Genomic DNA, 26,060 nt, shown 5'->3' on the forward strand with positions numbered 1-26,060 from the left:
GGCGCGTTCCTGCGCAACCCACCACGACGGCTAACTGACGATGACAGCGACGATCGAAAAAGTCGTCTTGCCTCCGATTCCGGCGAAGCGCTACTTCACGATTGGTGAGGTCAGCGAACTATGCGGTGTGAAACCGCATGTGCTGCGCTATTGGGAACAGGAGTTCACGCAGTTGAGGCCGGTCAAACGGCGCGGCAATCGCCGGTACTACCAGCATCATGAAGTGCTGCTGATCCGGAGGATTCGTGAGTTGCTGTACGAGCAGGGCTTCACGATCAACGGCGCGCGCAATCGGCTTGATTCGCATGGCGGTGGCGCGCACGGCGCACCGGCTGATGAAGTCGAGCAAGGCGAGGGCGTAGCGGCACCGGCAGCAACAACGACTACGGTGGATGTCGAGCAGTTGCGCAAGGAGTTGCTGCACGTGATCGATTTGTTGGGCCACTAGCAGGTTGCTGAAATACCGTTTTGCAGGGTGCTCGGAAGCAGTTTCTAGGGGTGGTCTTACCCCTTACCGGCGTCGCGCGAGCGGCGTGCAGGACTTCCTGTGAGGTCGGCAATTTTTTGCGAACCCCTCCCGGAAGGTATTTCAGCAACCTGCTAGTGTTTCGTCAGGCCTCAAATGTCGGATATAGCCTGGACAGTTTGATGCGGGCATCGTCGGTGGTGAACTGCCAGTTGATCCTGGCCTTAAGCTGATCTCGTCGAGCCTGCCAGGCGGCCACCTCGCGGCGCACCGTGTTGATGTTGTCGATGCGCCGGTCGAGGCACTGCTTGATCATCACATTGAGTTCGATCTCGGCCATGTTCAGCCAACTGCCATGTTTGGGCGTGTAGACAAATTCAAACCGGTCCCACAGCGCTTTGGCCTGCGATGGCGGGAAGGTTTCGTAGGGCGCGGCGGCCGTGTGGGTGTTCAGGTTGTCCATCACGAGGGTGATTCGTTGCGCATCCGGGTAGGCCTGGGCAATGTCCTGTACGAAGCGGGACCATTGCACCCTGGTCCGGGAGTCGGTGACTTTCGTCAGACGCCGTCCGGCAAGGGGTTCCGATGCCATGAAGACATTGCACACGCCACAGCGCTCGTACTCATAGTCCTCCCGCGCAGGACGCCCTGGTGCCGCTTTGATCGGTTCGCGGGTCTGGCGAATCAACTGCCGCGGCGTCTCGTCCATGCACACCACGGGGCGCGTCGCGTCGTAGGGCCGGTGGTACACACCGAGCACGTTTTCCATGGCCGCCACGAACTCCGCGTTCGCTTTGGGCGGGATAATCCAGCCTATCTTGCGCCACGGCTTGAGTTCGTTTTTTTGAGCGCACGCCGCACCGTTTCGTGCGAGAGACTATCCACGTACTCCAGCTCTACGGCACGCTGCGCCAATCGCCGCAGCGACCAGTTCGCCTGGCCCTCGGGAGGCTCGCCGCAGCTCAGCGCAATCAGGCGGGCCTCAAGCTCGCCGTCAATCTTGCTGTCGTAGACCCTTTGGCCCGGCGGCCTGACAAGCGCGGCTTCGTAGCCTTCCTCCACGAAACGTTTCTTCACCCGGTCGATCTTGCGCGCGCTCACGTGCAACACCGCTGCGACCTCTTGCCCGGAGCGACGGCAGCGCCCTGAAGAGGTGTCGCAATTCAACAGAATGAGAGCGTTGATTACCTTCTGGGACTGGTGCGAACCTTTGCTCACAATCGCTTCGAGTTGCTCTCTTTCTTTCGCCGTCAGGGTAACGATGTATTTTTCCATTCCCCGATTTTCGCGCAGCGTGCTCGTGGTTACAACGTCTTTCCCCGGCCCCATATTTACCGACAGTTCACGGAAGTCACGACACTAGTTTGCTTTGTTGGCGTAGAGCGGTTCTAATCGCTCGAACTGTCTGTTATAATTTTTAGCTGTTCGGGGCGTAGCGCAGCCTGGTAGCGTACCTGCATGGGGTGCAGGTGGTCGGAGGTTCAAATCCTCTCGCCCCGACCAAAGAAATCAAGGCCTTATGGATGTACGTCCATAAGGCCTTTTTCTTTAGCTTCCAGAATAGTGCCACTTTTAGGCCACTCCAGTATTGGGAACGCGATGGAAGTTCTGGGTACGCTAGGGAACCGGCTGAACTTGTCCTGCCCGCGGTGTCAGCAGGCGAGGGCTCGGTGGCGGTCCAATCATTTTCGCGAGACTGTCGGGGCAGCGGAGCGTCTTCGTTTTGGGCGCTCTATCGCACGGATTTCACCAAGGTGAACCGATCATGCTGGTTGGCTACCCGATAAAAATCGGAAGGATTCGGTTTCATATCCCCTTGTCAAAGCGAGGCTTCACTTCTTCGTCGCCGGAGATGGGAACTCCTGGGCACTGGGGGGACGATGCCTGCGAGACACGATTCTGAAATTTCGCAATTTCATTCCCGACGGGACATTTGTCACGCTCCGAATTGCGCTCTAGATTGCTATATGTCCGGTTCGTGCCGGACGCTTTCAGAAGGAGTCTGGCGATGGCTGATCAATTCCTTGAGAATCCGGCAAAGCAACGTTTGATTCGCCTTCGCGAGGTGCGTCTGCGTGTTGGTCTGGGCACAAGTACTGTCTATCGTTACCTGGCCGAAGGCAAATTTCCACGGCCTGTACAAATCGGTGGTGGTAGGGTTGCATGGCTTGAGACCGACGTTGATGCATGGATTGTGGACCGCGTTGAGGCCAGTGGGCGCGGAGCAACCTAGCTTGGTTCGGTTCTGTCGTGGCGGTTTGCGTAATATCAGAAGCCGTTGGAGCGCCACAAAACGCGGACTTACGGAAGCTTGAGTTGCGGGGTCGTATTTCTGCAATAAATACTTCGTTATCCTTTGGAATTCCCCATCCGTCTCAACGAGGAGTGCTTCCCGGAGCAGTCCACACTGTCCCGAGACTCGCCCCCGGAAGGCCGTCACTTGGACCTTCCGGGGTTTTTTCTTGTGCCGGAGCTTGCCGGCCAGTGCCCTCTAATCTCAAGCAGGAATATAGGACCCAACGGATTAAATGTCCCATTCGCCGTAAACAGGCAGAAACTAAAGCTAAGTTAAATCAATGATTTGCAGTGGTGGCCGTCCACTAACCGACTATGCTTTTAGCCCTTCTGAGGGGGATTTATGCCTACTTTGGTCAAGTTTCGGTCAAGGTCGCCTTCGACGATTGCCAGCCGCCCGTGCACTCGCCATCAAGGCCACCCATGATGCCGGGCTGATAGCGATTCACGTCAGTCCGGCAAGCGCCCGGAATGGACGTGTCATAGCTTCCAGACAGCTTCGCGTTTGATCCAGATCTGCGTGACGAGCGCGCGAATCTCGACCTCGGATCCATCCGTCCTGCGCACCGGCGACTGCTCAAGCCGACCCGTCGTAATCACCATGTCTGGCAGAAACCGGTACGCGAGCGGCTGCGGACGATTGATCTGCCGTGTCTCGATCTTGTCGATGAGGAAAGTCAGATACTCGGACTTGCCATGAACGTAGCCGGATGAGTGAACGAACATCAGCCCGTCGTCGAGAAGCGAGGCCAGTGTCAGCATGTCCCCTGACACAGTGGCGGCGCAGCGTTGTTTTGCCATTGCGTCGACGGCGGTTTGAGCGAATCCATTCTTCATTGTGATTCTCCTGCGGATGCGGCATGCGCGTGGCCCATAAAAAAGGCTCCGGCTGCCCGTTGCGTTGTGTGTTCATGGGCATCTTCCGCGCGGCGAATCGTTCGCCGGGATCAACGCAATAATTCTCCGCTCAGTCGATTTCCCCGCGAAATGGGTTCGGCCGCGAACCTTCCCATTGGCAATGCATAGCTTGCAAGCAGCGCAACCGTGGATGCACCGATGACGTAGAAAGCCGGCGCTGCGAGTGAGCCGGTCTGGCGAATCAGTAGCGTCGCCAGCAAGGGCGCAAAGCCGCTGAATACAACAACCGACACGTTGTATGCCAGCGCGATTCCACTGAACCTGATCCGGACAGGAAATTGATCGGCAAGTACCGACGCCCACGTACCGCTTGCCAGTGAGAAAACCACGCCGGCGAGGACAAATAGCACGACCGGATCGACGGTATGGTTGACGAGCGCCCGATAGAACGGGTAGGTCAACACGATCAATAGCGCCGCGGACGTGCGCAGGAGATACCGGCGCGGGATCTTGTCTCCGAGCCAGCCCGCAGCGAGCAGGCCGAAAGAGCTGACGATCAGATAAGCGTTCTGGGCAATCGCCGCGATCCGGGGTGCGTAGTGCAACTGCTGCACGAGATAAGCTGGCATGTGACCGTACAGTATGCCGTTGACGCCGGCCATCACCGCGATCGTGAGCGCTCCCATTGCAACGGCCTTGCCATGACGTCGCAGGGTTTCACGAAACGGCTGCTTGACGACAGCGCCATGCATCTCCTTGAACTCGGGAGACTCGTCCAGATTGCGGCGCATCCAGTAGGAGACGATCCCGCAAACACCGCCGAACAGGAACGCGATCCGCCAGCCATACGCGGCCGCGGCCGCGGCGGACAGGTAGGTCTGGATGCCGAGGTTGACGACCGTAGCCAGCAACACGCCCACGTTGACCGCGCAGATGATGAAGCCCGCGGCAAGGCCCGCGCGATGCGGTGCCGCTTCCACCGCATAGGTGATGGCGCCGGGCATTTCTCCGCCGACGCAAAAACCCTGCAGCATGCGAAGCACGATCAACAGGATCGACGCGGTCATGCCCCAGCTGTGGTAGTTGGGCAGGAGCCCCAGACAGAGGGTCGCGGTCGTGACCACAATGATCGAGCCAAGGAAAACCGGACGCCGGCCATAACGGTCGCCCCAGCTACTGAGCACAATCCCGCCGAGCGGCCGGATCACGTACCCGATCGCAAGCACGGAGAAAGTAGCGAGCATGCTGATCAGTGACGACGCGTTCGGGAAAAACTGGGCCGCGATGTTATGCGCAAAGAAGCCGTAGACGATGAAATCGTAAAACTCCAGCGAGCCGCCCAGGCTCGCGATGAGAATCATCTTCCACTGCGACCATGTCAGGCCGGGGGGCTGCGGGTGGTCGGCGCCGCCGACCGGATTACGGGTTGTCTCCATGACTCCTCCAGTGATTGTTGGCTTCTTTGGCCAATGATTGCTGTGTGCCGGTCACGATGCATGGGGCGTCACAACGGGTTTTGCGCGCCTACAGGGTCATGCACGTTCGCTTTGCAGTGCAGGTAGGGCGAGTTCAAGCAAGCAGTGCGAGGATTCAGCACCCTGGGCAACACCGTAGACATACCGGTCGGGGCGCACTAGCACTGCCGCGGCGCCGATGGCCGCCAACCACTCGCGAACGCAGGGCTCGCCGCTGGCCACGATCTCGACGTCAGCCCGCGCGGCCTGCTCGGCGAGGTCGTCACATTGAGCGAGCAATTCCGGTAGCGCGACGAGCGCGAACCGGTAGCCGACCACATCGTCCAGCAGACGTCCGTCCGGGAGGCGGGGCTGCGGCGCGATATGTCCCGCAACGGCTGATGGTTCGTCGAGGTGGGCGCCTGCTCCGAGCTTCGGTTGCGGGGTGACGAAATTGCGAATCGCCGTGCTCATTTCGCTATCGCGGCTGCTGGCAATGTCCGGCCGGGTCGTCTGGATGACGGACCCAAGTTGTACCGCCGTTTCGATAAATTCACGCACGTGCGGCGAACGTTCGGATTCGTAGGTATCGAGCAGGGAATCGGGCGCCTGTCCACGTATAACCGCACCCAGCTTCCATGCGAGATTCGAAGCGTCGCGGATACCGGCCGCCATTCCCTGGCCCATAAAGGGCGGCGTCTGATGCGCTGCATCTCCAGCAAGCAGAAGTCGTCCACGGCGCCAGCCGTTCGCCACGACCGAGTGAAAGGTGTAGATGGCGGAACGTTCGAGGCGTGCATCGGCCGGCGAAATCCAACGAGCGAGCGTGCCCCACAGCCACTCATGAGAACCGAGTTGTGCCGTATCATCGCCGGGCATCACCATGATCTCCCAGCGGCGGCGATTGCCGGGGCCGCGCGTGTAGGTGGTCGGGCGCGCCGGGTCGCAGTATTGAATCGAGTAATCGCCGAGGTCGGGCCGAGGGGCATCAAGCAATACGTCGACGACCACCCAGCGTTCATGCGATTTCAGATCAGTGAGTTCGGTGCCCATGAAGCGCCGCGCAATCGAACGTGCGCCGTCGCAGCCGACGACGTAACGGGCAGTGGCATGGGCGAGCTTGCCGCAACTCGTGTCTTCGAAGCGGAGCCGGACGCCATTGCTCGTCTCGTCTAGCGCGAACACTTCGTGACGCAAGCGCACATCGACATTCGCCTGGCCGGCCAGGCGTTCACGTAACGCGTTCTCGAGATCGGGCTGATGAAACTTGTAACTCGCGCACCAGCCATGCGGCCCGATGCAAGTTGGGCGCTCCCAATCGATGAGCAACTTGCCCTCAGCGCTCACGAATTTCATGCCGGGACCGACAAACAGCTTGGGAAGCAGTGAGTCCGCGATGCCAACGGTCTGGAACACGCGCATGCATTCGCCATCGAAGTGCACGGCGCGGGGCAGCGCGAAAATATCCTTGTCTCGCTCCAGCACCAGCACCCGCAAGCCTTCGATTGCCAGCAGGTTGGCCAGCGTCGCTCCGGTGGGCCCGAGGCCGATGACTGCCACGTCGTAATCACACGCGTGCGTCGAAATGGTTTTATCTGACATGTCTGAGTCCGTCTGGAAGACGCCGGGCGCACGCACAGTGTGAGGCCGGCGCCGGGTGTTACTCGTCGGCTACCGGGTTGGACAGCACACCGATGCGGTCTACCTCCACTTCCGTCACGTCCCCCGGCTTCATGAAGAGCGGCGGGTTGCGCTTCGCGCCGACGCCGCCGGGCGTGCCGGTCACGATCACATCTCCCGCAGCGAGCGGCGTGAAGGTCGACAGGTAAGCAATCTGTTTGGCGATGCCGTGGATCAGCATCTGCGTCGTCGCGCGTTGTACTTCCTGGCCGTTCAGGCGGGTGACGAGCGTCATCACCGCGTTGGGTTCGATCTCGTCGCTCGTCACCATCCACGGTCCGAACGCGCCGGTGCGATAGAAATTTTTGCCCGGGCCCCATTGGCCCGTATGAAGCTGCCAGTCGCGCACGGAGCCGTCGTTGTAACAGGCGTAGCCAGCGATGTGATTCCACGCGTCGGCTTCGGCAATGCGCCGTCCACCGCGCCCGATGACGACGGCAATCTCACCCTCATAGTCGAACTTGTGCGACTCAGGCGGACGCAGCATCGGCTGGCCGTGGCCAACCTGCGAAGCCGGCACCCGCATGAAGATGACTGGATGCTCGGTGGTCTCGCGATTGGTTTCCTTGACATGGTCTGCGTAGTTGAGTCCCACGCAAAAGATTTGTTCGGGGTTCGGAATCACCGGCAGCAGCGTCACTTTCGACAGCGGATAGTCGCCCTGTGTGCCTTCGGCGGCCTGAGTGGCCTCGCGGAATGCGTCGGCGGCAATCAGCGCCTTCAGATCTGCATAGCGGCCGCCAAGACGCTTGCCGAGGTCGAAGACGGTTGCGTCGCGAACGATGCCGAACGAGGGGCCCTGATGGGTGGAAAAGCTGGCGAGTTTCATTGATGCTCCGGTAGATAAAAAGTCGATGCGATCGGCGCTTCGAACCTTAAAAAATTGTGCATTTATCTTATTTTGAGAATAAACTAAATTTAACAAAGGGCACAACGTCTTTTTTGTTAGGGTTTATCATTATGTGGAGACAAGCATGAATGGTATGAAGAAAGCGCGAGCGGGCCTGTCGCTGAGTCACATGGGCTTTTATGTGAGCGACATGGCACGGGTGGAGGACTTTTATTCCCGGGTGCTGGAGTTCACCGTGACGGATCGGGGGATGCTGCAGACGCCGCATGGCCCTGTGCGACTCGTGTTCTTGAGCCGCGATCCCGCGGTGCATCACCAGATCGTGCTCGCGAGTGGCCGCCCCGAGCACTTGACGTTCAATCCGATCAACCAGATTTCGTTCGAAGCGGACAGCCTTGCCACGCTGAGGCAGTTTTACCAGCGGTTCGTCGCGGAAGGCCTGGAGGAAATCAGCCCCGTCACTCACGGCAATGCGATCTCGATCTATGCGCGCGATCCCGAAGGCAACCGCCTTGAGCTCTTCATCGACACGCCGTGGTACGTCGATCAGCCAATGCGGGTGCCTGTCGACTTCAACTTGCCCGATGCTGAACTGATCGCGGCCGTCGAACAGCATGCGCGCGCGCTACCGGGGTTCAGGCCGCGCAGCGCCTGGCAGGCAGAAATGGCCGAGCGCATGGGGCTTGCATAAGCACGGATATAATCCGTTCACACACGAGGAGCCCTGCGCAGAGATGTCGAGTATCACGAGACTGTTATCCATACTCGAGCTGTTTTCGGAGGCGAAGCCGTTCCTGTCCGTCGAAGACGTTGCCGCCGAACTCGACTGCTCGATTCCAACGGCTTATCGCTATGTGCGCGAGCTGGTGGACGCTGGCTTGCTCGTCCGGTTTGCGGGCGGAGACTATGGTCTCGGCCCTCGCATCATCAAGCTCGACTACCACTTGCGCATGTCCGATCCGCTGCTTGCGGTCGGCCAGCCGATCATGCGCGAGTTGAGCGAACACTCGGGCTTCGATGTGGTGATGTCACGCTGGTACGGAAATGAACTTGTTGACACGCATCGCGAGACGCACGACGCGGCGCTTGACCTCCGGTACGGCCGGGGCCGTCCGCGGCCCCTGTTTCTCGGGGCCGCTCCAAAAGCGATCCTGTCGACGTTTCCGAAGGCCAAGCTTGCGGTTCTGTTCGATCAGTATGCCGACGAGATTGCGCAAAGCGGCCTCGGGGCGACACTCGACGAGTTCCGCGCGTCGCTGCTCAAAATCCGACGCGCGGGCTTTTATCTGTCGAGGGACGAACTGGAAAACGGCGTTTCTGCACTGGCGTCGCCACTTTTCACGGACGATTCCGGTGAAGCGGTCGGATCGCTTGCGGTGATTGTGCCGACGCAGCGACTCGAGTTTGCGAATCTGGACCGGCTCGTAGAATCGATCCAGGAGGCAGCGGCGCGAACCTCCCAGCGCACGCGTGCGGTCATTGAAAGCAGGGGAGCCGTCGCTTCGTCGCACTCGATATCGCGAGCCAGGCGGTCCGCTTAGTCATCACCACCTGAAGGCCACTCATGAGCGCTCCAACGATGGCGACCTTGCCTCCAGTGTCGACGGGGCATTCGGGTGATGTCGGGGTTCACCAGCAAACTCTTTCCGATAGGCCGCGGGAGTCGTGTTTTTCAGCGCGCGAAACTGACGGTTGAAATTGGCAACGTTGGGAAATCCTGAATGCGCAGCGATGACCGACACGGGCCATGAGGTGTCCGCGAGCATTCGGCATGCGTGACCTATTCGCACACGGCTCACATACTTCCCAACACTCTCGCCGATATGCTGAACAAAGTATCGATTGAGTGTGCGCTCTGAAAGGGTCGCGGCGGCGGCTAATTCCGTGAGTGTCAGCCGCTCGGCAAACCGTGCCTCGATCACTGCTAACGCCCGATTTATCCGCTCCGGTTCGTGGCCGGAAGGCCGCCCCACGTTGCTCTGATCAAACGCACTGGGGGACGCGAGTGGCCGTGCTTCCTCATCGGCCAATGTGCACAGGATGTCCAGCGCAACGCTGAGTCTCTCTCTGGGAGACGCTGACAAAAGACCGTCGAGCCGGCTTCTTACCGTTGCCCCGGCTTCTGCCCTGAACGCAAGGCCGCAGGCCGCGCGCCTCAGAAGCCGATGAAGTGCTTCGTACTCGGGGCAGCAATCCGCCAGTCGTCGCGCCCAGTCGCCTTCGAACCAGATGACGATAGCGACCTGCGGGGCGCTGTCGTCGATCGAACGGTTCGACGACCAGGTATGAGGCAAGTCCGGCGGGACGAGCACCAGGTCATCGCCCTCGTACCCGGAAATCGAGTCACCGATGTAGCGCTTGCCGCGGCTATTCATCGTCAAGGTGAGTTCATATTCCGGGTGACGGTGCCATTCGAACGGAATACGCGGAAGCTTCCGGTGATAAACCCGCACGGAGCATCCGGCGCTCATCTCGACATGTTCGTATAGAGGCTTCATGGCTGGAATCGCAAAGAAGTCGACCTTATTGTATCACCCGTCCATCCTGGCCCAGGCTAAGCTTCAGTCATCAAAGAACACTAGGAGACGCCACCATGGAATCCCTTCACATCGACGATTTGCCGACCGCTATTCGGGCGGTTAAAAAGCTGTTGCGCGCCGGCCTTCCGAACTATAGGGAAGTATTCCGGCAGGTCGAAGCTGAAATTCAGCGCAAGGTCGCTACCATCGTGGCGCAGCGTGCCCGCGGTGAATCTGTCATTCCTGAAATCCAGTATGCGGACATCGCGGCTGACCGGGTGAGCGTCGCGCAGATCGCATCGATCAAGGATCAAGGGGCCTGCGTCGTCCGGGGCGTGTTCAGCCGCGAGCGCGCTGAACGCTGGGACGCGCAGGTCGCTGAGTATGTCGAGTCCAATGACCTCGACGAAAAACTCGCGCATCGTGCAGAAGACAAGTACTTCGGCAACCTCACGTCGAGCAAGCCCCAGATCTATGGCATTTACTGGTCGAAGCCTCAGGTCGAAGCGCGCCAGGCGCCCGAACTCACTCAGACGCGCGTCTTTCTGAACCGGCTCTGGATACACGACAGCGAAGGGCGGGTTCATTTCGATCCGGACCGCGTTCCGGTGTACGCGGACCGGCTGCGGCGTCGCCCCCCCGGCTCGGAGTCGCTCGGGCTGTCTGCTCATTGCGACGGTGGGTCAGTCGAACGTTGGCTTGACGACAATTTCCGGCGTGTCTATCGACACGTGTTTAGTGGCGACTGGCGCCACTACGACGCGTTCGATGCCGCGTATCGCCCCGAGGCGAGAGAGATTCCGTCTCCCACTGTCTGTTCGATGTTCCGTACTTTCCAGGGCTGGACGGCGCTCACTCCGCAAGGTCCGGGAGACGGCACGCTCCAACTCGTGCCGATCGCGAACGCGATGATGTACATATTATTGCGCGCTCTTCAGGACGACGTGCCGGACGACGATCTGTGCGGCGCCTTGCCCGGGCGCGCGCTTTCGATCAAGCCAGAATGGCACGGTCTGCTGCACGAGGCCTTATCTTCGATCCCGCAGATGCAGGCAGGGGACACCGTCTTCTGGCATAGCGACGTGATTCACGCGGTCGAAGATGCCCATCGTGGAAAGGGCTACAGCAACGTCATGTACATATCGGCTGCGCCTGCGTGTGCAAAGAACGACGCCTACCTTAAACGCCAACTGCCCACCTTCCTCAAGGGGGAGAGCCCGCCGGATTTCCCCGCGGACCAGTTCGAAGTTGACTTTGCCGGCAGGGCTGTGGAAGAAGACCTGACTCAACTCGGCAAGGAGCAGATGGGCTTCGCCCTCTAAAACGCCGTTGCTGGGCGGGGCGGTCTGCACGGCTACCCACGATTCGTGGATGGGTAGCCGGATCAGTTCGCGTTGGCGAGACGCCGCGCGATGATCAAGCCAGTCACGCGGGCTGACGCGCGAGTCAATAGAAGTTTATTGTCGCTGGCCCGCTACGCGACGTTCCGTGCGGGTGGCATCGATGGAAAGCTGCGGGTGCCACCGCGTGGAGCTCACGCTTGATTTCCTGACGACTAGCTGCGGAATGGCGAAGTACTGCACGGGTGGTTCTTTTCCGTCCGCCGATGGATCAAGCCTGGCCAGCAGCGTCTCACTCGCGATCGTGCCAAGTTTGTCCGCTCCGGCGGAAAGGGTAGTGAGGGGAGGATTGGTATGTTCCGCTGCTATCACATTGTCACAGCCGACGACCGCGAGCGCCTTGCCCGCACGTTTGCCCATCCGGTCCAGTTCATGCAATACGCCCAACGCAACCTGGTCGTTATAGCAGACCACAGCCGTCGGTCGAGGCCGCATCTCGAAGATGGTTCGGACTGCATGACGACCGCCCTCGGGCGTCAATTCGACATCGATGATCCACTCGTCGGCGACAGGCAGGGCATGACTGGCCATTGCCGCGAGATAGCCCTGCCTGCACTGGTTCGCAACCGCATACCCCGTTCGATTGCCAGCGAACGCGATACGCGTATAGCCCTGATCAATCAGATGTTCCGTTGCGAGAGCGAATCCAAAGCTGTTGTCGACTCCGACCGTGTCGACATCCGTGCCCATCGGTCGCATGACGAGGACAAGTGGAATTCCCCAGGACTTGATCTCGTCCGGCAGTTGCTCAGATGTTCCCAACGCAGGAGACATGATCAGGCCGGCCACATTCTGCTCACGCATCGATTGCAGAACACGAGTTTGGGTCGCGACGTTTTCGGCAGTGTGCGCCATCAGCGTCGTGTATCCGGACTGCGCGAGTACCCGCTCAATGGCGACGAGCAACTCGACGAAGAAGGGGTTGGTAAGGTCATTAATGACCATGCCGACGATGGTACTTCGGGTCCCACGCAGATTTGCTGCGCCGCGGTTGTAGACGTACCCGAGAAGTTGTGCCGCCGCCCGAACCTTGTCGGCCGTCTCCGCCTTGATTTTCGGGCTCTGCTGAAGGACCAGCGAGACCGTCGACTTGGATACGCCCGCAGCCGCTGCAATGTCCTGAATTGTCGGAACGGTTTTCATGTTGCCCTGCACAATTGGAACGTTCCAAAAAAGTGTTTGACGGGGGCATCGTACTTTCCGTGCAAAATATGGCGCTTTGATCGTGAAAATCGATATCGATCAGGAACTTGCGCAATCGCTGATTGCGCGAAACCTACCGAACTGCCAAGCCTTGCTGCAAGCGGCTCTGAGCGCGGCTACCGCCAGATTTTGCACGGGAAGTACGATAACCCCTGGTGGCCGCTATTCGCAGCCAGAGGGAGTTGCGGTATCAGCGTACCGGCAACTGACCGGCAGGAGACAGATCTGGCGCCGGATAGGCGGCTGACACGCGTTTTTCGCAATTCATTTAAATTGACATAAAAGAAATGAGCAAAATTTTGACTTCAGGCATCGTCCTTCAACAATGTGTGAGACAAAAGGCGTTAGAAACAAACCCCTTAAACCCGGACATTTCAACTTAGCCAGAAAGCGGACATTTCAAAAAAGCCTCGACATGACTGTAGTAGCTTTTTAGTAATGTCCAATTCAGGCTAATTAGAAATGTCCGATTTGCGGCCCTGAGGCGCACGCTGTCGCGATGCGTTGGCCCCCTGGGCGCCCAAAACCGGCGCAAGCCTATCCTGCACTCACTCATTTTCATTGCGGTTTTTGTCGCACGGAGTAAACGTTTTGCGTAGAGATCGCGGCTTTCACGCAAATGACAGTTCAGGCCCAATAGAAACGCTGCGTCATCCCGTGCGAAGAAATTGCGTAACGGTCGTCGTGAAAGCGCAAACGCCGTGCGGATACCGGTGCGTAAAAAATGCGGTTACCGTGCGTCATGCTCTCCCGCCTCACGTTAAACCGCGTGCGAGAAAGTTGCGAACCTCGTGCGTACAGAGGTGCGTATCGGTGTGTGTACCTCGCGCGTACGGGCGAGCGTTAAGGTGGTCACATGTAATGCAAACCGCGTGCGTTAAAAATGCGCTTCGGTGGGACAGTAAGATGCGCTCCATCTGCGAGCTGGAGAACAGGTGAACGCGTATGGCCTGCGCACGGCGGATACAGGCCGTGCGCTAATGCCGTGCACAACACAAGGCGAAAGGAAAGCGTGATTAGTGTGTGCGGATGGCGAACGATTGGTAATCCTCTCGCGGTGAGGGTGTCACAAGGATGTCCGGTAGTAGCACCTGTGCCTCAAGCGGTCCGACGACCGAGTAGCCGGAACCGCTTTCGCCGTCGATCACGATCACGGCGGCGCATCGCGCCTGCGTCATCTCCTTTACATGATGGCAAACAACATCAAACAGGCCCGCCGATTCACCGCCCGGAACAGCCGTCGGCTTGAAAACGTCCGTGCTCGTTTTGCCCATGAAATACCCGCTATCCAGAATGGTCCATCAATTGTACTCGCCAGAGCTGCGGCAATTTTGCGCGCGAGGCCGCTGCGAATCGGGCAATCGACAGATCTCCGTTCGCCAAGAACGGTGCCGATATCATGCCTACCGATTTCGCCAAATGTCCGCTCTAGCACAGACTCCAGCCCCTCGATCATGGATTACAGACGGCAGTAGTGGGCCGACCGGAGTCAACCGTGTAAGGCAGCGGTCGGCCAAAACCCGTCATTCAGCATGAAGGAATACTCTGTCAAGGGGCGTCCGGTTCAGGTCGGATGGATAACTGCCGTTCAAGAATGACCGGAAAACTTCCTATGGAGGTTGGCAGGCCCGACTGCCGTGAGAGAATTCTTACTCTTGCACTTGTCCTCGACCTCATCGCCTCATGAAGATTCTCGAATACACAGGCCTCGACACTTCACGCGTCAAGGCCAGCTACGACAAGGTGTCCGCGGCCATCGCTCGCCACGACTTCCGTGCTGCCCAGGTCAAGAAGCTCGCGAATCTGAGCCACGGCAAGTTCTACCGGGCGAAGCTGGATGACGCCGACCGGCTGTTGTTCTCGCTGGTGCGCCGCGGAGATGAAGTCTGCGCACTGATGCTGGAAGTAATCGCCAATCACGCCTACGATAAGTCACGTTTCCTGCGCGGCGCGGCGATTGACGAGAGCAAAATTCCAGACATCAGCGCTGATGACGCCATCAGGGAGGCGCAAGCTGTGCGCTACCTTCATCCCGAGCGTACCGGCATTCACCTGCTCGACAAACCGATCTCGTTTGATGACACGCAGGAGACCATTTACCGACAACCACCTCCCCTGGTTGTCGTCGGCAGCGCTGGCAGCGGCAAGACCGCACTGACGCTTGAAAAGCTCAAACATGCTGAAGGTGAGGTCCTCTACGTTACTCACTCCGCCTTCCTGGCGCAGAGCGCCCGCGACCTTTATTACGCCAACGGTTTCGAGCATGGCGGTCAGGATGCCGTATTTCTGTCCTACCGGGAGTTTGTCGAGTCGATCCGCGTTCCGGCAGGACGCGAGGCTAACTGGCGCGACTTTGCGGGCTGGCATTCCCGTATGCGGCAGAACTTCAAGGATGTCGAAGCCCACCAGGCTTTCGAGGAGATTCGCGGCGTGATTGCTGCTGGGTCGGGCGGTGTCCTGTCGCGCGACGAGTATCAGGCACTGGGGGTACGTCAATCGATCTTTCCCGTAGAACGGCGCGACCAACTCTACAATCTGTTTGAGAAATATCGCGCCTGGCTGGCTGAGGCAAAGCTCTACGACCTGAATCTTGTCGCCCACGACTGGCAAGCGCTGGCTGCGCCGCGCTACGACTTCGTGGTTATTGACGAGGTGCAGGACATCACCACTGTGCAACTCGCGCTCGTGCTGACAACGCTGAAGAAGCCTGGCCATTTCATGCTCTGCGGGGATTCCAACCAGATTGTCCATCCCAATTTCTTTTCCTGGAGCCAGATCAAGAGCCTGTTCTGGAAGGACCCAAAACTGGCCGAGCGGCAGGAATTGCACGTGCTAAAGGCCAACTTTCGCAACGGCCTGGAGGTCACTCGCGTCGCCAATCAGTTGCTCAAGATCAAGCAGCGGCGCTTCGGCTCTATCGACCGCGAGAGCAACTTCCTGGTCCAGGCCGTCGGCGGCGAGAGCGGCCAGGTTACGCTGATGCCCGACAAGGAAGCCACCAAGCGCGAACTGGACCAGAAGATTCGCCAATCCACCCAGTTCGCCGTCCTGGTAATGCGCGACGAGGACAAGGCCGACGCCCGCAAGCACTTTGCCACGCCGCTGTTGTTCTCGATCCACGAAGCCAAGGGTCTCGAATATGAGAACATCGTGCTCTACCGTTTCATCTCGGATCACCGCGGCGAGTTCAACGACATCGTCGAGGGCATCGCCAAGACCGATCTGGCGGTCGAGACACTGGATTACAAACGCGCCAGAGACAAGAGTGACAAGTCGCTCGAAGTCTATAAATTCTTCGTCAATGCCCTGTATGTAGCGCTGACGCGCGCCATCAAGAACATCTACATGATCGAGTCGGACACAGGGCATGATCTGTTCGGGTTGCTGGATCTGTTCGTGGGGCAGACCAGGATCGAGGCCAGGCAATCCACGCTCGAAGACTGGCAGAAGGAAGCACGCAAACTCGAACTGCAGGGCAAGCAGGAGCAGGCGGAGGCCATCCGCCGCACGATCTTGAAGCAGGTCCCGGTGCCATGGCCGGTGTTCGATGAGGCCAAGGTCAGAGAACTGCTGATCAAGGTCTTCCGCGAGCAGTCTCCGGGCAACCGGGGCAAGCAGCAGCTCTTTGACTATGCCACCTGCTTCGATGAGCCGCAGCTCGCCGGGTGGCTGGCCGTTGAGGCGAAATTCGAGCAGGCACGAACCTTTGATCAGCAGCGCGCGGTGTTCTCCCGCAAGAGCTACGTCCCTTTCTTCGCCAACCACTTCAAGGACATCCTCAGGCAGTGTGACCAGCATGGCGTCGATCATCGCCTGCCAATGAACCAGACGCCACTGATGGCCGCAGCTGCTGCAGGAAATGTGGCGCTGGTGGAAGCCCTGCTGGAGCGCGGTGCCGATCGCGATGCCGTCGATCACTATGGTCAAAATGCCCTGCACTGGGCTTTGCGTCAGGCATTTGGCGATGCAAAGTTCGCTGCTGGCCCGCTGGCGGCAATCTATGAATGCCTGGCTCCGCCCTGCATTGATGTCAGGGCGGGTGATCGCCTGGTCCGCATCGACCGGCATCTGTCTGAATACTTTCTGTTCCAGACCCTGTGGGTATTGTTCAAAGCCCGATTCAGCAAGATACGACGCAATGCAGACAGCGCGTTCCAGACCCAAATCATCCTCGATGCCTGGCAACACTTACCCGCTAACATAGTGCGGCCGGAGCGCAATAAGCGCCAGCATCTATCTGGCGTGCTGGCGAGGAACGAAATCGACAGAGACTATGTCTACAATCGATCCCTGTTTCTGCGCGTATCCACCGGGCGGTACCAGTACAATCCCAAACTCGCTGTGCGTCGCCGCCAGGGCGAAGAAGAAAACTGGATCCCGATCTACACGGCACTCAACCTCCCGTTGATTAGTGAGTTTGCCTACAACGACGGCTGGATCAGCACCTGGGACAATATTGACAAGCTTGTGATCCTTGCCGGACTGCCTGAACGAACCACACCCATCGCGGCCGAACGCTTCGCCGAGCGGCAAGCGGCCAAAATGAGAGAGTTGGACGACCGCAGAGCCAATCAACTTGCTGCCAAAGCACGCATTCGTGCAGCCGCCGAAGCCATCCAGAACACAGCACCACGATGGGGAACAAAGGAAGCCAAACGGCTTGAAATCGAACGTGTGAAACAAGAGATCGAAAGACGAAAGAAGGGTTGACTTGCCGATACTTCTTGGGTCGGCATGCGGCCAACAAGCGCCGTTCGCTTTCGCTAAGACAGTGTCATTGAGACGACCGCTTCGCCTCTGACACCGGCCCTTGCAACTCCAACAGCGCGCCGGTAGCAAGGGTCGTAACTGCGCATTCGGTCGAGACGGTCTATGAGATACGAGGCTACGACGGAGAGAATGGCGGCAAGGTAAATCCTCATCCCCGACGAAGACGCTCGGTCCCCATCGTCCCAAAGCATCCGCGCGTTCAGTTCGCCTTTCTTAAGCGCCCCGCACGACATCGCATCAAGCCGGCGAGGGTGTGGGTATGTCAGGAAGTCCGGGACGTCCCCATCGACACAATGGCCACGGCGATTACGACATGCGCGATTTCCAATGGACGCGGTCTTCGCGCGGAGTCTTCCTTTTACGAGCCGGTTCGATGCGGCCGAGGCAAATCAGGTCACGTTGGCACGCCGTCCGTGGCTTTCCGGGCTAGTCATTTCGTAAAACTAACTGAGATTCTGGGCGAACCGCGGTTCCGCTCAGGTCATCCTGCTTTTTCATGTCCCGCATCACGCGAAAGAGATCTCGCATGGAATCGATATCAAGCAGCCTCACAAACGTGAAGGTATCCTGGTAGGCCCGCATCCAGGGGATCATTGCGGAAGCCACAGCTTTTCGACCTCGCGCAGTCACGACAAGCTGACGTTTCCGTCGATCTCTTTCGTGGGTGATCGTTGAGATAAGCCCGCGGCGGAGCAGTGGTGCCAGATTGGCCGACAGATTCGACCGGTCCATTTCCAGTTCCGCAGCCATATCGCCGAAAACCAGTGGCTCGCGTTGATGCAGCAAGGCGAGCATACAAAACTGGGAGGCGTTGACATCGGTATGTCGCAGCGTTTCGTCGAAATGAGTCCAGAAAGCCCGCATCGCGCGCTGGGCAAAAAAGTGGTTCAGTGCAACTGCGGAGATTGCTTCCAGATCACACATCGACCACCCAGAATCTTGATTTTCCATATCTGCGATTGGCGGGAAGGATAGCGCGCTCACTTGGCAATACTCCGATGCTGCGGCGGCGCCCGTCGCAAGGCACCGAAGTCGACGTGACCATCGAGGTCTGAAGCGAGCCACTGGTTAGCAAGCTCCTGGGGACCCGAGCGTGACCGGCCGGCCCGAATTACCGCGCAGAGTCAGGACTCACGCGAGGCCGAATGTTTTCCTCAGGCTTGCATCGACGGGAGCTGCCGGCATGAAGCGACGCAATTTCCTCAAGAGAGACGCCTGTCCTGCCGGCGTGAAACGCATACGCCAGCTGCCAAGCGCGGCTTCGACAATTGTGTCTGCCACGCGATCGGGCGCGGGGGCACCTTTGACACTGTTGACGACCGCGCTCGATGCAAGCGCACGCTCGCGGTCATAGGCGGCGATTTTCGAACTCACCTGAGGCGCATTGACATCGAGATTGGTTCGGGTGAAGGACGGCTCGATCAGCGTTGCGCGGATGCCGAACTGGCGCACCTCGTGATCCAGCGTCTCGGTCAACCCCTCGACGGCGTGCTTGGACGCCGCATAGAGTCCCATGTATGGCGCCGGCAAAAAGCCGAGCACCGAACTGATATTGACGATTCTTCCATCACGTTGCGCCCGCATGTGCGGAAGCACTGCCTGGCTCGTACGCAGAATGCTGAATACGTTGGTGTCGAACAGCGCGTCAGCTTCGGTAACCGACGTTTCCTCCACCGCTCCGATCAGCGTCGTGCCGGCATTGTTGACCAGCACGTCGATGCGCCCGGCGCGATCGACGATCGTATGAATCGCGGTTTGAACGGAAGCATCGTCGCGCACATCCATCTCCACCAGCTCGACGCCGGCCAATGGTGCCGTCTTTGCAATGCTGCGCACGGTGCCGAACACGCGGCACCCGCGCTTCGCGAACTTCTCTGCGGTCGCGCGTCCGATACCAGACGACACGCCGGTCACAACGATCACCTTGGAATTGGGCATGGCAGTTTCCTTCGATACGGTAAATTGATTGCGCTTTAACTGCGCGCGTTGAGCACGTCCTGCAGCGTCAGTTCGGGAGGAGAGGCGTGCTCGTGGCTGCCCTTGTGCGAACCCGCTGGGCTGCCTGGCCGGATCCTGAACCAGATCGAATACATGGCCGGCAGGAACACCAGCGTCAGTACCGTCCCTGCGAACGTTCCGCCGATCAGCGTGTAAGCGAGCGTGCCCCAGAACACCGAGTGGGTCAGCGGAATGAACGCGAGGATTGCGGCCATTGCAGTCAGGATCACCGGGCGCGCACGCTGCACGGTGGCTTCGACGACCGCGTGGAACGGGTCAAGTCCCGCCTGCTCGTTCTGGTGGATCTGCCCGATCAGGATCAGCGTGTTGCGCATCAGGATGCCCGACAGCGCGATGAGGCCAACCAGCGCGTTGATGCCGAACGGCTGCCGGAACAGGATCAACGTCGGCACGACCCCGATCAAGCCGAGCGGGCTGGTCAGGAACACCATGACCATCGCGGAGATTGAACGCACCTGAAAGATGATGATGATCAACGTGATCGCCAGCATGATCGGGAACACCGGCAGCATGGCGGTCGTCGCCTTGCCCGATTCCTCGATGGAGCCGGATTCCTCGATTCGATAGCCACCCGGCAGCCTGGCCAGGATGGGCTGAAGCTGCTTCGTGATGGCGGTCGAGACGTCCGGCGGCTGCAGGCCATCGGCGATATCGCCGCGCACCGTGATCGTCGGCACGCGATCGCGCCAGCGCATGATCGGCTCCTCCATCCGCACGTCGACCTTGCCGACCTGCGACAGCGGAATGCGCTGTCCGTTGGCGCCGGCCAGCGTGAAGTCGCCGAGCCGCGCAGGGTCGAGCCGTGCGTCGCCGGCCGAACGCGCGACGACCTGCACGGTCCGAATATCCTCGCGCACAGCGGTGACGGGCACCCCGGTGAGCAGGAACTGCAGCTGTTGAGCGACGGCGCCGGACGTCAGTCCCACCGCCTGCAGACGGTCCTGCTGCAACGTGAAGTGCAGCGTCGGCGAGCGCGTGCCCCAGTCGGCATTGACCGTGCGCATCATCGGACTGCCGTCCATCACCCGCTGAACTTCCGCGGCAATACCACGTAGCTTGTCCGGGTCCGGACCAGAGATACGGTAGGCGACCGGGTACGGTGAATACGGACCGAACACGAGTTGCGTGACCCGCACACGCGCCTCGGGGGCGAGACCGTTGGAGACTGCCTGACGCAGTCGCTGCTTCAATGCGTCGCGCTCTTCCTGGCTGTCCGTGCGCACTACGATCTTGGCGAACGACGGATCGGGCAGCTCCGGCCCCATCGCCAGGTAAAAGCGTGGCGCACCTTGCCCTACGTACGCGGTGACGATCCTGGCTTCCTTCTGCTTCGCGAGCCACGCTTCGACCTTCTGCGTGGCAGCGCTGGTTTGCGAGATCGACGTGCCATAGGGCATCTGCACTTCGACCAGCACTTCGGGACGGTCGGAGATCGGGAAGAACTGTTTTTTGACCACGGCCATGCCGAGGATGGCCAGGACGAAGAGCCCCACAACCGAGCCGGCGACCAGCCATTTGCGCGCGATGACGCGCGCGAGCAGTCGACGGAAGCGGTTGTAGCGTGGCGTGTCGTAGATCGCGTCGTGACCGCCTTTGACCTTTTTGAAGTCGGGCAGCATCTTCACGCCGAGGTAGGGCGTGAAGACCACGGCGACGACCCAGGATGCGATCAGCGCGATCCCCACGATCCAGAACATGTTGCTGGTGTATTCGCCCGCGGTGGAGCGCGCGAAGCCGTTCGGCATGAAGCCGACCGCGGTCACCAGCGTGCCGGCCAGCATCGGTGCCGCCGTGTGGCTCCACGCGTAGGCCGACGCGGCCACGCGGCCGTAGCCTTCCTCCATCTTCACGACCATCATCTCGATCGCGATGATCGCGTCGTCGACGAGCAGGCCGAGCGCGAGAATCAGCGAGCCGAGCGTGATGCGGTCGAAGCTCTTGCCGGTTGCGGCCATCACCACGAACACGATGGCCAGCGTCAGCGGCACGGCCGCGGCAACGACGAGGCCGACCCGCCAGCCCATGCTGACGAAGCTCACCAGCATGACGACGAGCAGTGCAGCGAAGAACTTGACCATGAACTCGTCGACCGCCGAGCTGATGTTCGCGGACTGGTCGGTCACCTTGGTCAGGCTCATGCCCAGCGGCAGCCCGGCGTTGATTGCGCCGACCTCGCTGCCCAGCGCCTTGCCGAGGTCGAGCCCGTTCCAGCCGTCGCGCATCACGACACCCAGAAGCAGCGCCCGTTCGCCGTTGTTGCGGATCATGAACGTTGCCGGATCTTCATAACCACGCGTGACGGTAGCAATGTCCGACAGCTTCAGCGTGCGGCCCTGCACCACGACCGGCGTGTCGCGGATCTTCTGCAGGTTGTCAAAGGCGCCGTCCAGGCGAATGAACACCTCCGGACCTTTGGTCTCCACGGAGCCGGCGGGCGTCAGGGCGTTCTGGCCATTGAGCGCGGCGAACACGTCCTGCGGGCTGACACCGAGCGTTGCCAGCCGGTCATGCGAGAACTGGACGTAGATGCGCTCAGCCTGTTCGCCGATGATGTTGACCTTCTTCACGCCCGGCACGTGCAGCAGCCGTTGGCGCAGCGTCTCGGCATCGCGCACGAGCAGGCGCTGCGGCTCGCCCCTGGCCTTCAGCGCGAAGAGCGCAAAGGTAACGTCGGCATATTCGTCGTTGACCATCGGCCCGATCACGCCGGCCGGCAGGTTGGCTGCTTCGTCGCCGATTTTTTTCCGGGCCTGGTAGAACTCCTCCTGCACCTCCGAAGGCGGTGTGCTATCGAGCAGCGTCAACGTCGTGAAGGCCAAACCGGGGCGCGTATAGGTTTCGGTCCGGTCGTACCAGCGCAGTTCCTGCATGCGCTTCTCGATCTTCTCGGCGACCTGGTCGTGCATTTCCTGTGCGGTGGCGCCCGGCCATGCGGTGATGATGGTCATTACCTTGACCGTGAAGGCGGGGTCTTCCGCGCGACCCAGCTTGAAGAAGGACACGAGCCCGGCCAGGGAGATCAGGCAAATCAGGAACAGCGTGATCGCGCGCTCGCGCACGGCGAGCGCCGACAGGTTGAATCGGCCTTCGCTCACGGACGTGCTCCTTCGCTCGCCATCGCGACGGACTGGCCGGACACGCGGACCGGATCACCTTCGCGAAGCAACTGGGCGCCGAGCGCGACGACCCTGTCGCCTTGCTTCAACGTACCTGACACGCGAGCGCTGTCGTCGTCCAGGTGAAGGACCGTCACCGGCCGCCACGCAACCTTGGCCGGCTCGCCGTTTATCACCCACACGCCCGGGCCCTTGCCCGCGTCGAGCACCGCGCCAATCGGCACCTGCAAACCGTCTTGCACCGCAGAACGCGCGTCCGGAATCTGGACCGTCACTGTGGCACCCAATGGGGCGTCGGCCAGTTCTGCCTGCAGAACATACCGCGCTTCAAAGGTCCGGGTGCGGGGATCCGCGGTATCCGAGAGCTGACGTAGCGTCGCCGGCAAGGTGCTGCCGCTGCTGCCGAAAAGCGTCGCCTGGGCGACCGAGCCAATCGCGGGACGCAGGGTTTCGGGTAGCTGGATGACAGCCTCGCGACGCCCAGCGTGAGCGAGGCGCACGACAGGCTGTCCGGCGCTGACGACCTGACCGGGTTCGGCCAATGTTTCCATCACAACGCCATCGCCGTCCGCCATCAGCCCGGCATAGCCCGTCGCATTGCGCGCCACGTCGGCGTCAGCTTCGGCCGCATTGAGCTGCGCCCTGGCGGCATTGGCGGCCGCCTTGGCCTGGTCGTAGGCCGAAGCCGAGATCGCACCCGTGCCGCGCAGGTCGCGATAGCGCTCCTCATCCTGCGCGGTCTGCTGCGCTCGCGCTCGCGCGGCTGTGACCGCCTCCTGCCGGGCTTGCGCGGCAAGCTTGAGATCGATCGGGTCGAGGCGCATCAGCGGCTGACCGCGTTTGACGGTTTGGCCGGCATCCACCAGCCGTTCCAGCACCTTGCCCGAAACACGGAAACCCAGGTCGCTCTGCACGCGTGCCGCGACGGTCCCCGTAAACGAACGGGACGCGGGGACGGCGCGTTGAACGACGGACATGCGCACCAGTGGGGCTTCGGTGCGCGGATCGGGCAGTGTTTTTTCGCCGCAGGCCGCTAGCGCAAACGGCAGTGCACAGGCGAGTGCGGAAGTGGCGAGGCGACGCGAGAACATGAAAGTCCCATCGATGAGTGATGACGGCTTCCATTATGGTTCTAGTGACCAATATAGTCAAGCGTCACAAACTTGATCTCGCTTAGGGCGACAGGCTACGAAGTACCAGGCTGGACAACCGCGCCGGCGCGACGTCGGTGGTATCGCGGTTGTACTGAAGCAGCAGCGGGTTGAGGTAGGGGCGCAGCACCAGATAGATCGCCGTCGCGGTTTCGTCCAGTGGCGTCTTGCGCTCGAAGTCACCGCTTTGCCGACCTTCCTGCAAAACCTCCTGCAGCAGCTTCTGAACACGTGCTTCATAAGCTTGCACGGCCTGCCAGTTTTCCGTGGCAGCCGATGCGGCGATGTCGTAAAGCTTGCGGTCCCGGAAAAACAGACGGAGGCTCGCATCAGTAAAGACCTTGAACATCCGCCGCAGCTTCTCCGGCGGCAGATCGGTGTCCGCTACGGCCGCCCTGACCTCGCTTTCGATCTCGTGCAGGCAGTTGACGCAGATCATCTCGCCAATGGCCTGCTTGGATTCGAAGAACTTGTAGATGTAGGCCTTGGAAAACCCGATCGCCTTGGCGAGGTCCGAGACCGTGGTTTTATCGTAGCCATACCGGCTGAAGTGCTCGGTGGCCGCGGCAACGATCTGGTCCCGCACCTCGTGATCGGCCGGGCCGCGCGCGGGGACAGAGGGAGTGGTGGTGTTTTTCATGGGCATAGCATACAGGAATGGACAATATGTGACTATTTGGTATTATAGTCACTACCGGAACATTGCGAAGACGTTCATGCTACCCAGACACCTCCTTGCCGCAGTCATTGTCACCAGCCTCTCGACAGGCTGCGCGGTTGGTCCCGACTATGTGCGACCGAATGTCGCCATGCCAGACAGCTTCCAGAGCCAGGCCGCAGTCGATTACCGGCAGGCGGCGGCCAGTGCCGACCTTGCCACGTGGTGGACGGGTTTCGGCGATTTGCAACTGACGCGATTCGTCACGCTCGCGCTGGAACAGAACCTGGACCTCGCGCAGGCCGCCGCGCGCGTCTCGCAGGCGCGCGCAGGACTCGGCGCGGCGAACGCCGCGCTGCTGCCGTCCGGCAATGTCAGCGGCCAGGCTGCGCGGGTCTACCAGTCGGTTGAGACACCCTTGGGGCGGGTCCTCAATTCGACGCCCGGTTTCGACCGCTACGGCAACGACTATGAGGCCAATTTCAGCGCGAACTGGGAGCTGGATGTGTTCGGTGGCCTGCGTCGCGGACGGGAAGCGGCGCTTGCCGACTATCAGGCTTCAGAGGCCGGCGAGGTGGCCACGCGCCTGGCTGTGGCAGCGCAGACTGCAGACATCTACATCACCATTCGTGGATTACAGGCTCGTCTTCAGGTGGCCCGCAAGCAGTTGCAGACGCAGCAGGATCTACTTTCGACCATCAAGCTTCTGTACGGGAAAGGCCTGGCGGCTGACCTGCAGGTGAGCCAGGCTGAAGGCGCGCTGGCTCAGGTTCAGGCGTCCATCCCGGTCCTTGAGGCAGGGCTGGATGCGGCGATGAACGCGCTGGACTTGATGCTGGGTTCCCAGCCCGGCACGCATCGGGCGGAACTGCTGGAGGGCGGCAATGTCCCGGCTGCCCCTCGAATCGCGGGCACCGGATCGCCTGGTGAGTTGCTCAGGCGTCGGCCCGATCTGATCGTGGCCGAGCGTCGCCTTGCTGCATCCAACGCGCGTATCGGCGTGGCCATCGCAGAGTATTACCCCAAGGTGTCGCTTAGTGCACTGATTGGGAGCGCCACCTCAGTGGCTAGCGGCAACCTGTTCAGTAGCGGCGCCAGTCAGGCCGCCGGCGTGCTGGGGCTGCGCTGGCGTCTGTTCGATTTCGGCCGCATCAATGCGCAGATCAATGTGGCCAAAGGGCAGGAAGCGGAGATGCTCGCCGCGTACCGGCTTACCGCATTGCACGCAACGGAGGACGTCGAGAATTCTTTCTCGGCACTCGTCAAGCGCGAGGAGCAGGCTGCCATTCTCGCGCAGGGCGTGAACTCGCTCGGCCGCGCGCGGGCGGCCTCGTTCGCCGCTTATCAAAAGGGTGTCGTCAGCCTGATCGAAGTGCTGCAGGCAGACGACAACCTCTTGCGCGCCTCGGATGGGCGGGTGCAGGCGCAAACGGAATCGGCGCGCGCAGCGGTCGCGGCATTCAAGGCGCTCGGTGGTGGTTGGCAACCCACCGGTCCTGAGGCCGTTGTAAGCCGATAGGACCACCGCTCCCGGTCGGCTGCAGTCGGCCCATCCGTTGCAAAGGCTTCCTCCGATGGTCACGCTCTGGTTTCTGTTTTCGGCGCCTGAAGATGCACAGCG

The 26,060-nt window shown here is 60.4% G+C and carries 20 protein-coding genes and 1 tRNA gene; 8 read left to right on the plus strand and 13 right to left on the minus strand.

The features are described from left to right. Positions 1-40 precede the first annotated feature (40 nt). The gene (locus tag B0G76_RS05225) at positions 41-448 is read left to right on the plus strand and encodes a MerR family transcriptional regulator (protein ID WP_120290626.1); all 408 of its coding nucleotides are present in this window, start codon (positions 41-43) and stop codon (positions 446-448) included. Between the two features lie 163 nt (positions 449-611). Here B0G76_RS05225 and B0G76_RS05230 read toward each other — a convergent pair. Next, a protein-coding gene (locus B0G76_RS05230; protein ID WP_409076698.1) for an IS630 family transposase occupies positions 612-1,741 on the minus strand; the annotation gives its coding sequence in 2 pieces (ribosomal slippage) (positions 612-1,303 and positions 1,303-1,741; 1,131 coding nt in all). Positions 1,742-1,892: 151 nt separating this feature from the next. Between B0G76_RS05230 and B0G76_RS05235 the strand changes: the two genes are divergently transcribed. Both B0G76_RS05235 and B0G76_RS05240 read left to right on the plus strand, forming a co-directional pair. Further along, positions 1,893-1,969 (plus strand) — tRNA-Pro (locus B0G76_RS05235). 505 nt (positions 1,970-2,474) lie between these two features. After that, the gene (locus tag B0G76_RS05240; RefSeq protein WP_120290630.1) at positions 2,475-2,699 is read left to right on the plus strand and encodes an AlpA family transcriptional regulator; all 225 of its coding nucleotides are present in this window, start codon (positions 2,475-2,477) and stop codon (positions 2,697-2,699) included. A gap of 542 nt (positions 2,700-3,241) precedes the next feature. On the opposite strand, the gene B0G76_RS05245 is transcribed toward B0G76_RS05240, so the two are convergent. The 4 genes from B0G76_RS05245 to B0G76_RS05260 form a co-directional block, all read right to left on the minus strand. Then, a complete protein-coding gene (locus B0G76_RS05245) occupies positions 3,242-3,598 on the minus strand; it encodes a nuclear transport factor 2 family protein (RefSeq protein WP_120290632.1) in 357 nt (118 codons plus the stop codon). Positions 3,599-3,708: 110 nt separating this feature from the next. Beyond that, the gene (locus B0G76_RS05250; RefSeq protein ID WP_120290634.1) at positions 3,709-5,055 is read right to left on the minus strand and encodes an MFS transporter; all 1,347 of its coding nucleotides are present in this window, start codon (positions 5,053-5,055) and stop codon (positions 3,709-3,711) included. A gap of 96 nt (positions 5,056-5,151) precedes the next feature. Continuing rightward, positions 5,152-6,675 (minus strand): bifunctional 3-(3-hydroxy-phenyl)propionate/3-hydroxycinnamic acid hydroxylase, encoded by a 1,524-nt coding sequence (locus B0G76_RS05255; protein ID WP_120290636.1) that lies wholly within the window; start codon positions 6,673-6,675, stop codon positions 5,152-5,154. Between the two features lie 58 nt (positions 6,676-6,733). After that, the gene (locus tag B0G76_RS05260) at positions 6,734-7,582 is read right to left on the minus strand and encodes a fumarylacetoacetate hydrolase family protein (protein ID WP_120290638.1); all 849 of its coding nucleotides are present in this window, start codon (positions 7,580-7,582) and stop codon (positions 6,734-6,736) included. A gap of 145 nt (positions 7,583-7,727) precedes the next feature. Here B0G76_RS05260 and B0G76_RS05265 point away from each other — a divergent pair, with 145 nt between their 5' ends. Continuing rightward, positions 7,728-8,294: a VOC family protein gene (locus tag B0G76_RS05265; RefSeq protein ID WP_120290640.1), complete on the plus strand. Its 567-nt coding sequence runs from the start codon at positions 7,728-7,730 to the stop codon at positions 8,292-8,294. Between the two features lie 43 nt (positions 8,295-8,337). Next, complete coding sequence (locus tag B0G76_RS05270) at positions 8,338-9,144, plus strand: IclR family transcriptional regulator (protein ID WP_120290642.1); 807 nt, start codon at positions 8,338-8,340, stop codon at positions 9,142-9,144. Between the two features lie 21 nt (positions 9,145-9,165). Here the strand turns inward: B0G76_RS05270 and B0G76_RS05275 are convergent, their stop codons facing one another. Then, a complete protein-coding gene (locus tag B0G76_RS05275; RefSeq protein WP_120290644.1) occupies positions 9,166-10,101 on the minus strand; it encodes an AraC family transcriptional regulator in 936 nt (311 codons plus the stop codon). Positions 10,102-10,196: 95 nt separating this feature from the next. Between B0G76_RS05275 and B0G76_RS05280 the strand changes: the two genes are divergently transcribed. Further along, entirely contained in the window at positions 10,197-11,444 is a 1,248-nt protein-coding gene (locus B0G76_RS05280) for a DUF1479 domain-containing protein (RefSeq protein ID WP_120290646.1), read from the plus strand. A 135-nt stretch (positions 11,445-11,579) separates the two neighbouring features. Here B0G76_RS05280 and B0G76_RS05285 read toward each other — a convergent pair whose 3' ends face one another. Further along, positions 11,580-12,665, minus strand: a complete 1,086-nt coding sequence (locus B0G76_RS05285) for a LacI family DNA-binding transcriptional regulator (protein WP_120290648.1) — start codon at positions 12,663-12,665, stop codon at positions 11,580-11,582. 1,076 nt (positions 12,666-13,741) lie between these two features. Further along, the gene (locus B0G76_RS05290; protein ID WP_120290650.1) at positions 13,742-13,999 is read right to left on the minus strand and encodes a hypothetical protein; all 258 of its coding nucleotides are present in this window, start codon (positions 13,997-13,999) and stop codon (positions 13,742-13,744) included. Positions 14,000-14,408: 409 nt separating this feature from the next. On the opposite strand from B0G76_RS05290, the gene B0G76_RS05295 reads away from it, so the two are divergent. Further along, entirely contained in the window at positions 14,409-17,435 is a 3,027-nt protein-coding gene (locus B0G76_RS05295) for an ankyrin repeat domain-containing protein (RefSeq protein WP_120290652.1), read from the plus strand. 486 nt (positions 17,436-17,921) lie between these two features. Here B0G76_RS05295 and B0G76_RS05300 read toward each other — a convergent pair whose 3' ends face one another. The 5 genes from B0G76_RS05300 to B0G76_RS05320 all read right to left on the minus strand — a co-directional run bounded on the left by B0G76_RS05300 (position 17,922) and on the right by B0G76_RS05320 (position 24,421). Further along, positions 17,922-18,479 (minus strand): MarR family winged helix-turn-helix transcriptional regulator, encoded by a 558-nt coding sequence (locus B0G76_RS05300; protein ID WP_259460509.1) that lies wholly within the window; start codon positions 18,477-18,479, stop codon positions 17,922-17,924. 147 nt (positions 18,480-18,626) lie between these two features. Continuing rightward, positions 18,627-19,433, minus strand: a complete 807-nt coding sequence (locus tag B0G76_RS05305) for an oxidoreductase (protein ID WP_120290656.1) — start codon at positions 19,431-19,433, stop codon at positions 18,627-18,629. Positions 19,434-19,468: 35 nt separating this feature from the next. Then, positions 19,469-22,609, minus strand: a complete 3,141-nt coding sequence (locus tag B0G76_RS05310) for an efflux RND transporter permease subunit (protein WP_120290658.1) — start codon at positions 22,607-22,609, stop codon at positions 19,469-19,471. After that, on the minus strand, positions 22,606-23,721 hold the full coding sequence (locus B0G76_RS05315; protein ID WP_120290660.1) for an efflux RND transporter periplasmic adaptor subunit: 1,116 nt from the start codon (positions 23,719-23,721) through the stop codon (positions 22,606-22,608). Before B0G76_RS05315 ends, B0G76_RS05310 begins: the two co-directional genes overlap by 4 nt. 82 nt (positions 23,722-23,803) lie before the next feature. Beyond that, the gene (locus tag B0G76_RS05320) at positions 23,804-24,421 is read right to left on the minus strand and encodes a TetR/AcrR family transcriptional regulator (protein ID WP_120290662.1); all 618 of its coding nucleotides are present in this window, start codon (positions 24,419-24,421) and stop codon (positions 23,804-23,806) included. A gap of 76 nt (positions 24,422-24,497) precedes the next feature. Here B0G76_RS05320 and B0G76_RS05325 point away from each other — a divergent pair, with 76 nt between their 5' ends. Continuing rightward, complete coding sequence (locus B0G76_RS05325) at positions 24,498-25,958, plus strand: efflux transporter outer membrane subunit (RefSeq protein WP_120290664.1); 1,461 nt, start codon at positions 24,498-24,500, stop codon at positions 25,956-25,958. Positions 25,959-26,060 lie beyond the last annotated feature (102 nt).

It is taken from the genome of Paraburkholderia sp. BL23I1N1 (assembly GCF_003610295.1).
Lineage (GTDB): Bacteria > Pseudomonadota > Gammaproteobacteria > Burkholderiales > Burkholderiaceae > Paraburkholderia.

What these genes read in the sequence shown, in the direction of transcription:
- B0G76_RS05285 (WP_120290648.1), bottom strand. Translation starts at nt 12,665, where the DNA reads ATGAAAACCGTTCCGACAATTCAGGACATTGCAGCGGCTGCGGGCGTA.
- B0G76_RS05270 (WP_120290642.1), top strand. Translation starts at nt 8,338, where the DNA reads ATGTCGAGTATCACGAGACTGTTATCCATACTCGAGCTGTTTTCGGAG.
- B0G76_RS05305 (WP_120290656.1), bottom strand. Translation starts at nt 19,433, where the DNA reads ATGCCCAATTCCAAGGTGATCGTTGTGACCGGCGTGTCGTCTGGTATC.
- B0G76_RS05325 (WP_120290664.1), top strand. Translation starts at nt 24,498, where the DNA reads ATGCTACCCAGACACCTCCTTGCCGCAGTCATTGTCACCAGCCTCTCG.
- B0G76_RS05290 (WP_120290650.1), bottom strand. Translation starts at nt 13,999, where the DNA reads ATGGGCAAAACGAGCACGGACGTTTTCAAGCCGACGGCTGTTCCGGGC.
- B0G76_RS05280 (WP_120290646.1), top strand. Translation starts at nt 10,197, where the DNA reads ATGGAATCCCTTCACATCGACGATTTGCCGACCGCTATTCGGGCGGTT.
- B0G76_RS05320 (WP_120290662.1), bottom strand. Translation starts at nt 24,421, where the DNA reads ATGAAAAACACCACCACTCCCTCTGTCCCCGCGCGCGGCCCGGCCGAT.
- B0G76_RS05275 (WP_120290644.1), bottom strand. Translation starts at nt 10,101, where the DNA reads ATGAAGCCTCTATACGAACATGTCGAGATGAGCGCCGGATGCTCCGTG.
- B0G76_RS05315 (WP_120290660.1), bottom strand. Translation starts at nt 23,721, where the DNA reads ATGTTCTCGCGTCGCCTCGCCACTTCCGCACTCGCCTGTGCACTGCCG.
- B0G76_RS05265 (WP_120290640.1), top strand. Translation starts at nt 7,728, where the DNA reads ATGAATGGTATGAAGAAAGCGCGAGCGGGCCTGTCGCTGAGTCACATG.
- B0G76_RS05260 (WP_120290638.1), bottom strand. Translation starts at nt 7,582, where the DNA reads ATGAAACTCGCCAGCTTTTCCACCCATCAGGGCCCCTCGTTCGGCATC.
- B0G76_RS05225 (WP_120290626.1), top strand. Translation starts at nt 41, where the DNA reads ATGACAGCGACGATCGAAAAAGTCGTCTTGCCTCCGATTCCGGCGAAG.
- B0G76_RS05255 (WP_120290636.1), bottom strand. Translation starts at nt 6,675, where the DNA reads ATGTCAGATAAAACCATTTCGACGCACGCGTGTGATTACGACGTGGCA.
- B0G76_RS05295 (WP_120290652.1), top strand. Translation starts at nt 14,409, where the DNA reads ATGAAGATTCTCGAATACACAGGCCTCGACACTTCACGCGTCAAGGCC.
- B0G76_RS05245 (WP_120290632.1), bottom strand. Translation starts at nt 3,598, where the DNA reads ATGAAGAATGGATTCGCTCAAACCGCCGTCGACGCAATGGCAAAACAA.
- B0G76_RS05250 (WP_120290634.1), bottom strand. Translation starts at nt 5,055, where the DNA reads ATGGAGACAACCCGTAATCCGGTCGGCGGCGCCGACCACCCGCAGCCC.
- B0G76_RS05240 (WP_120290630.1), top strand. Translation starts at nt 2,475, where the DNA reads ATGGCTGATCAATTCCTTGAGAATCCGGCAAAGCAACGTTTGATTCGC.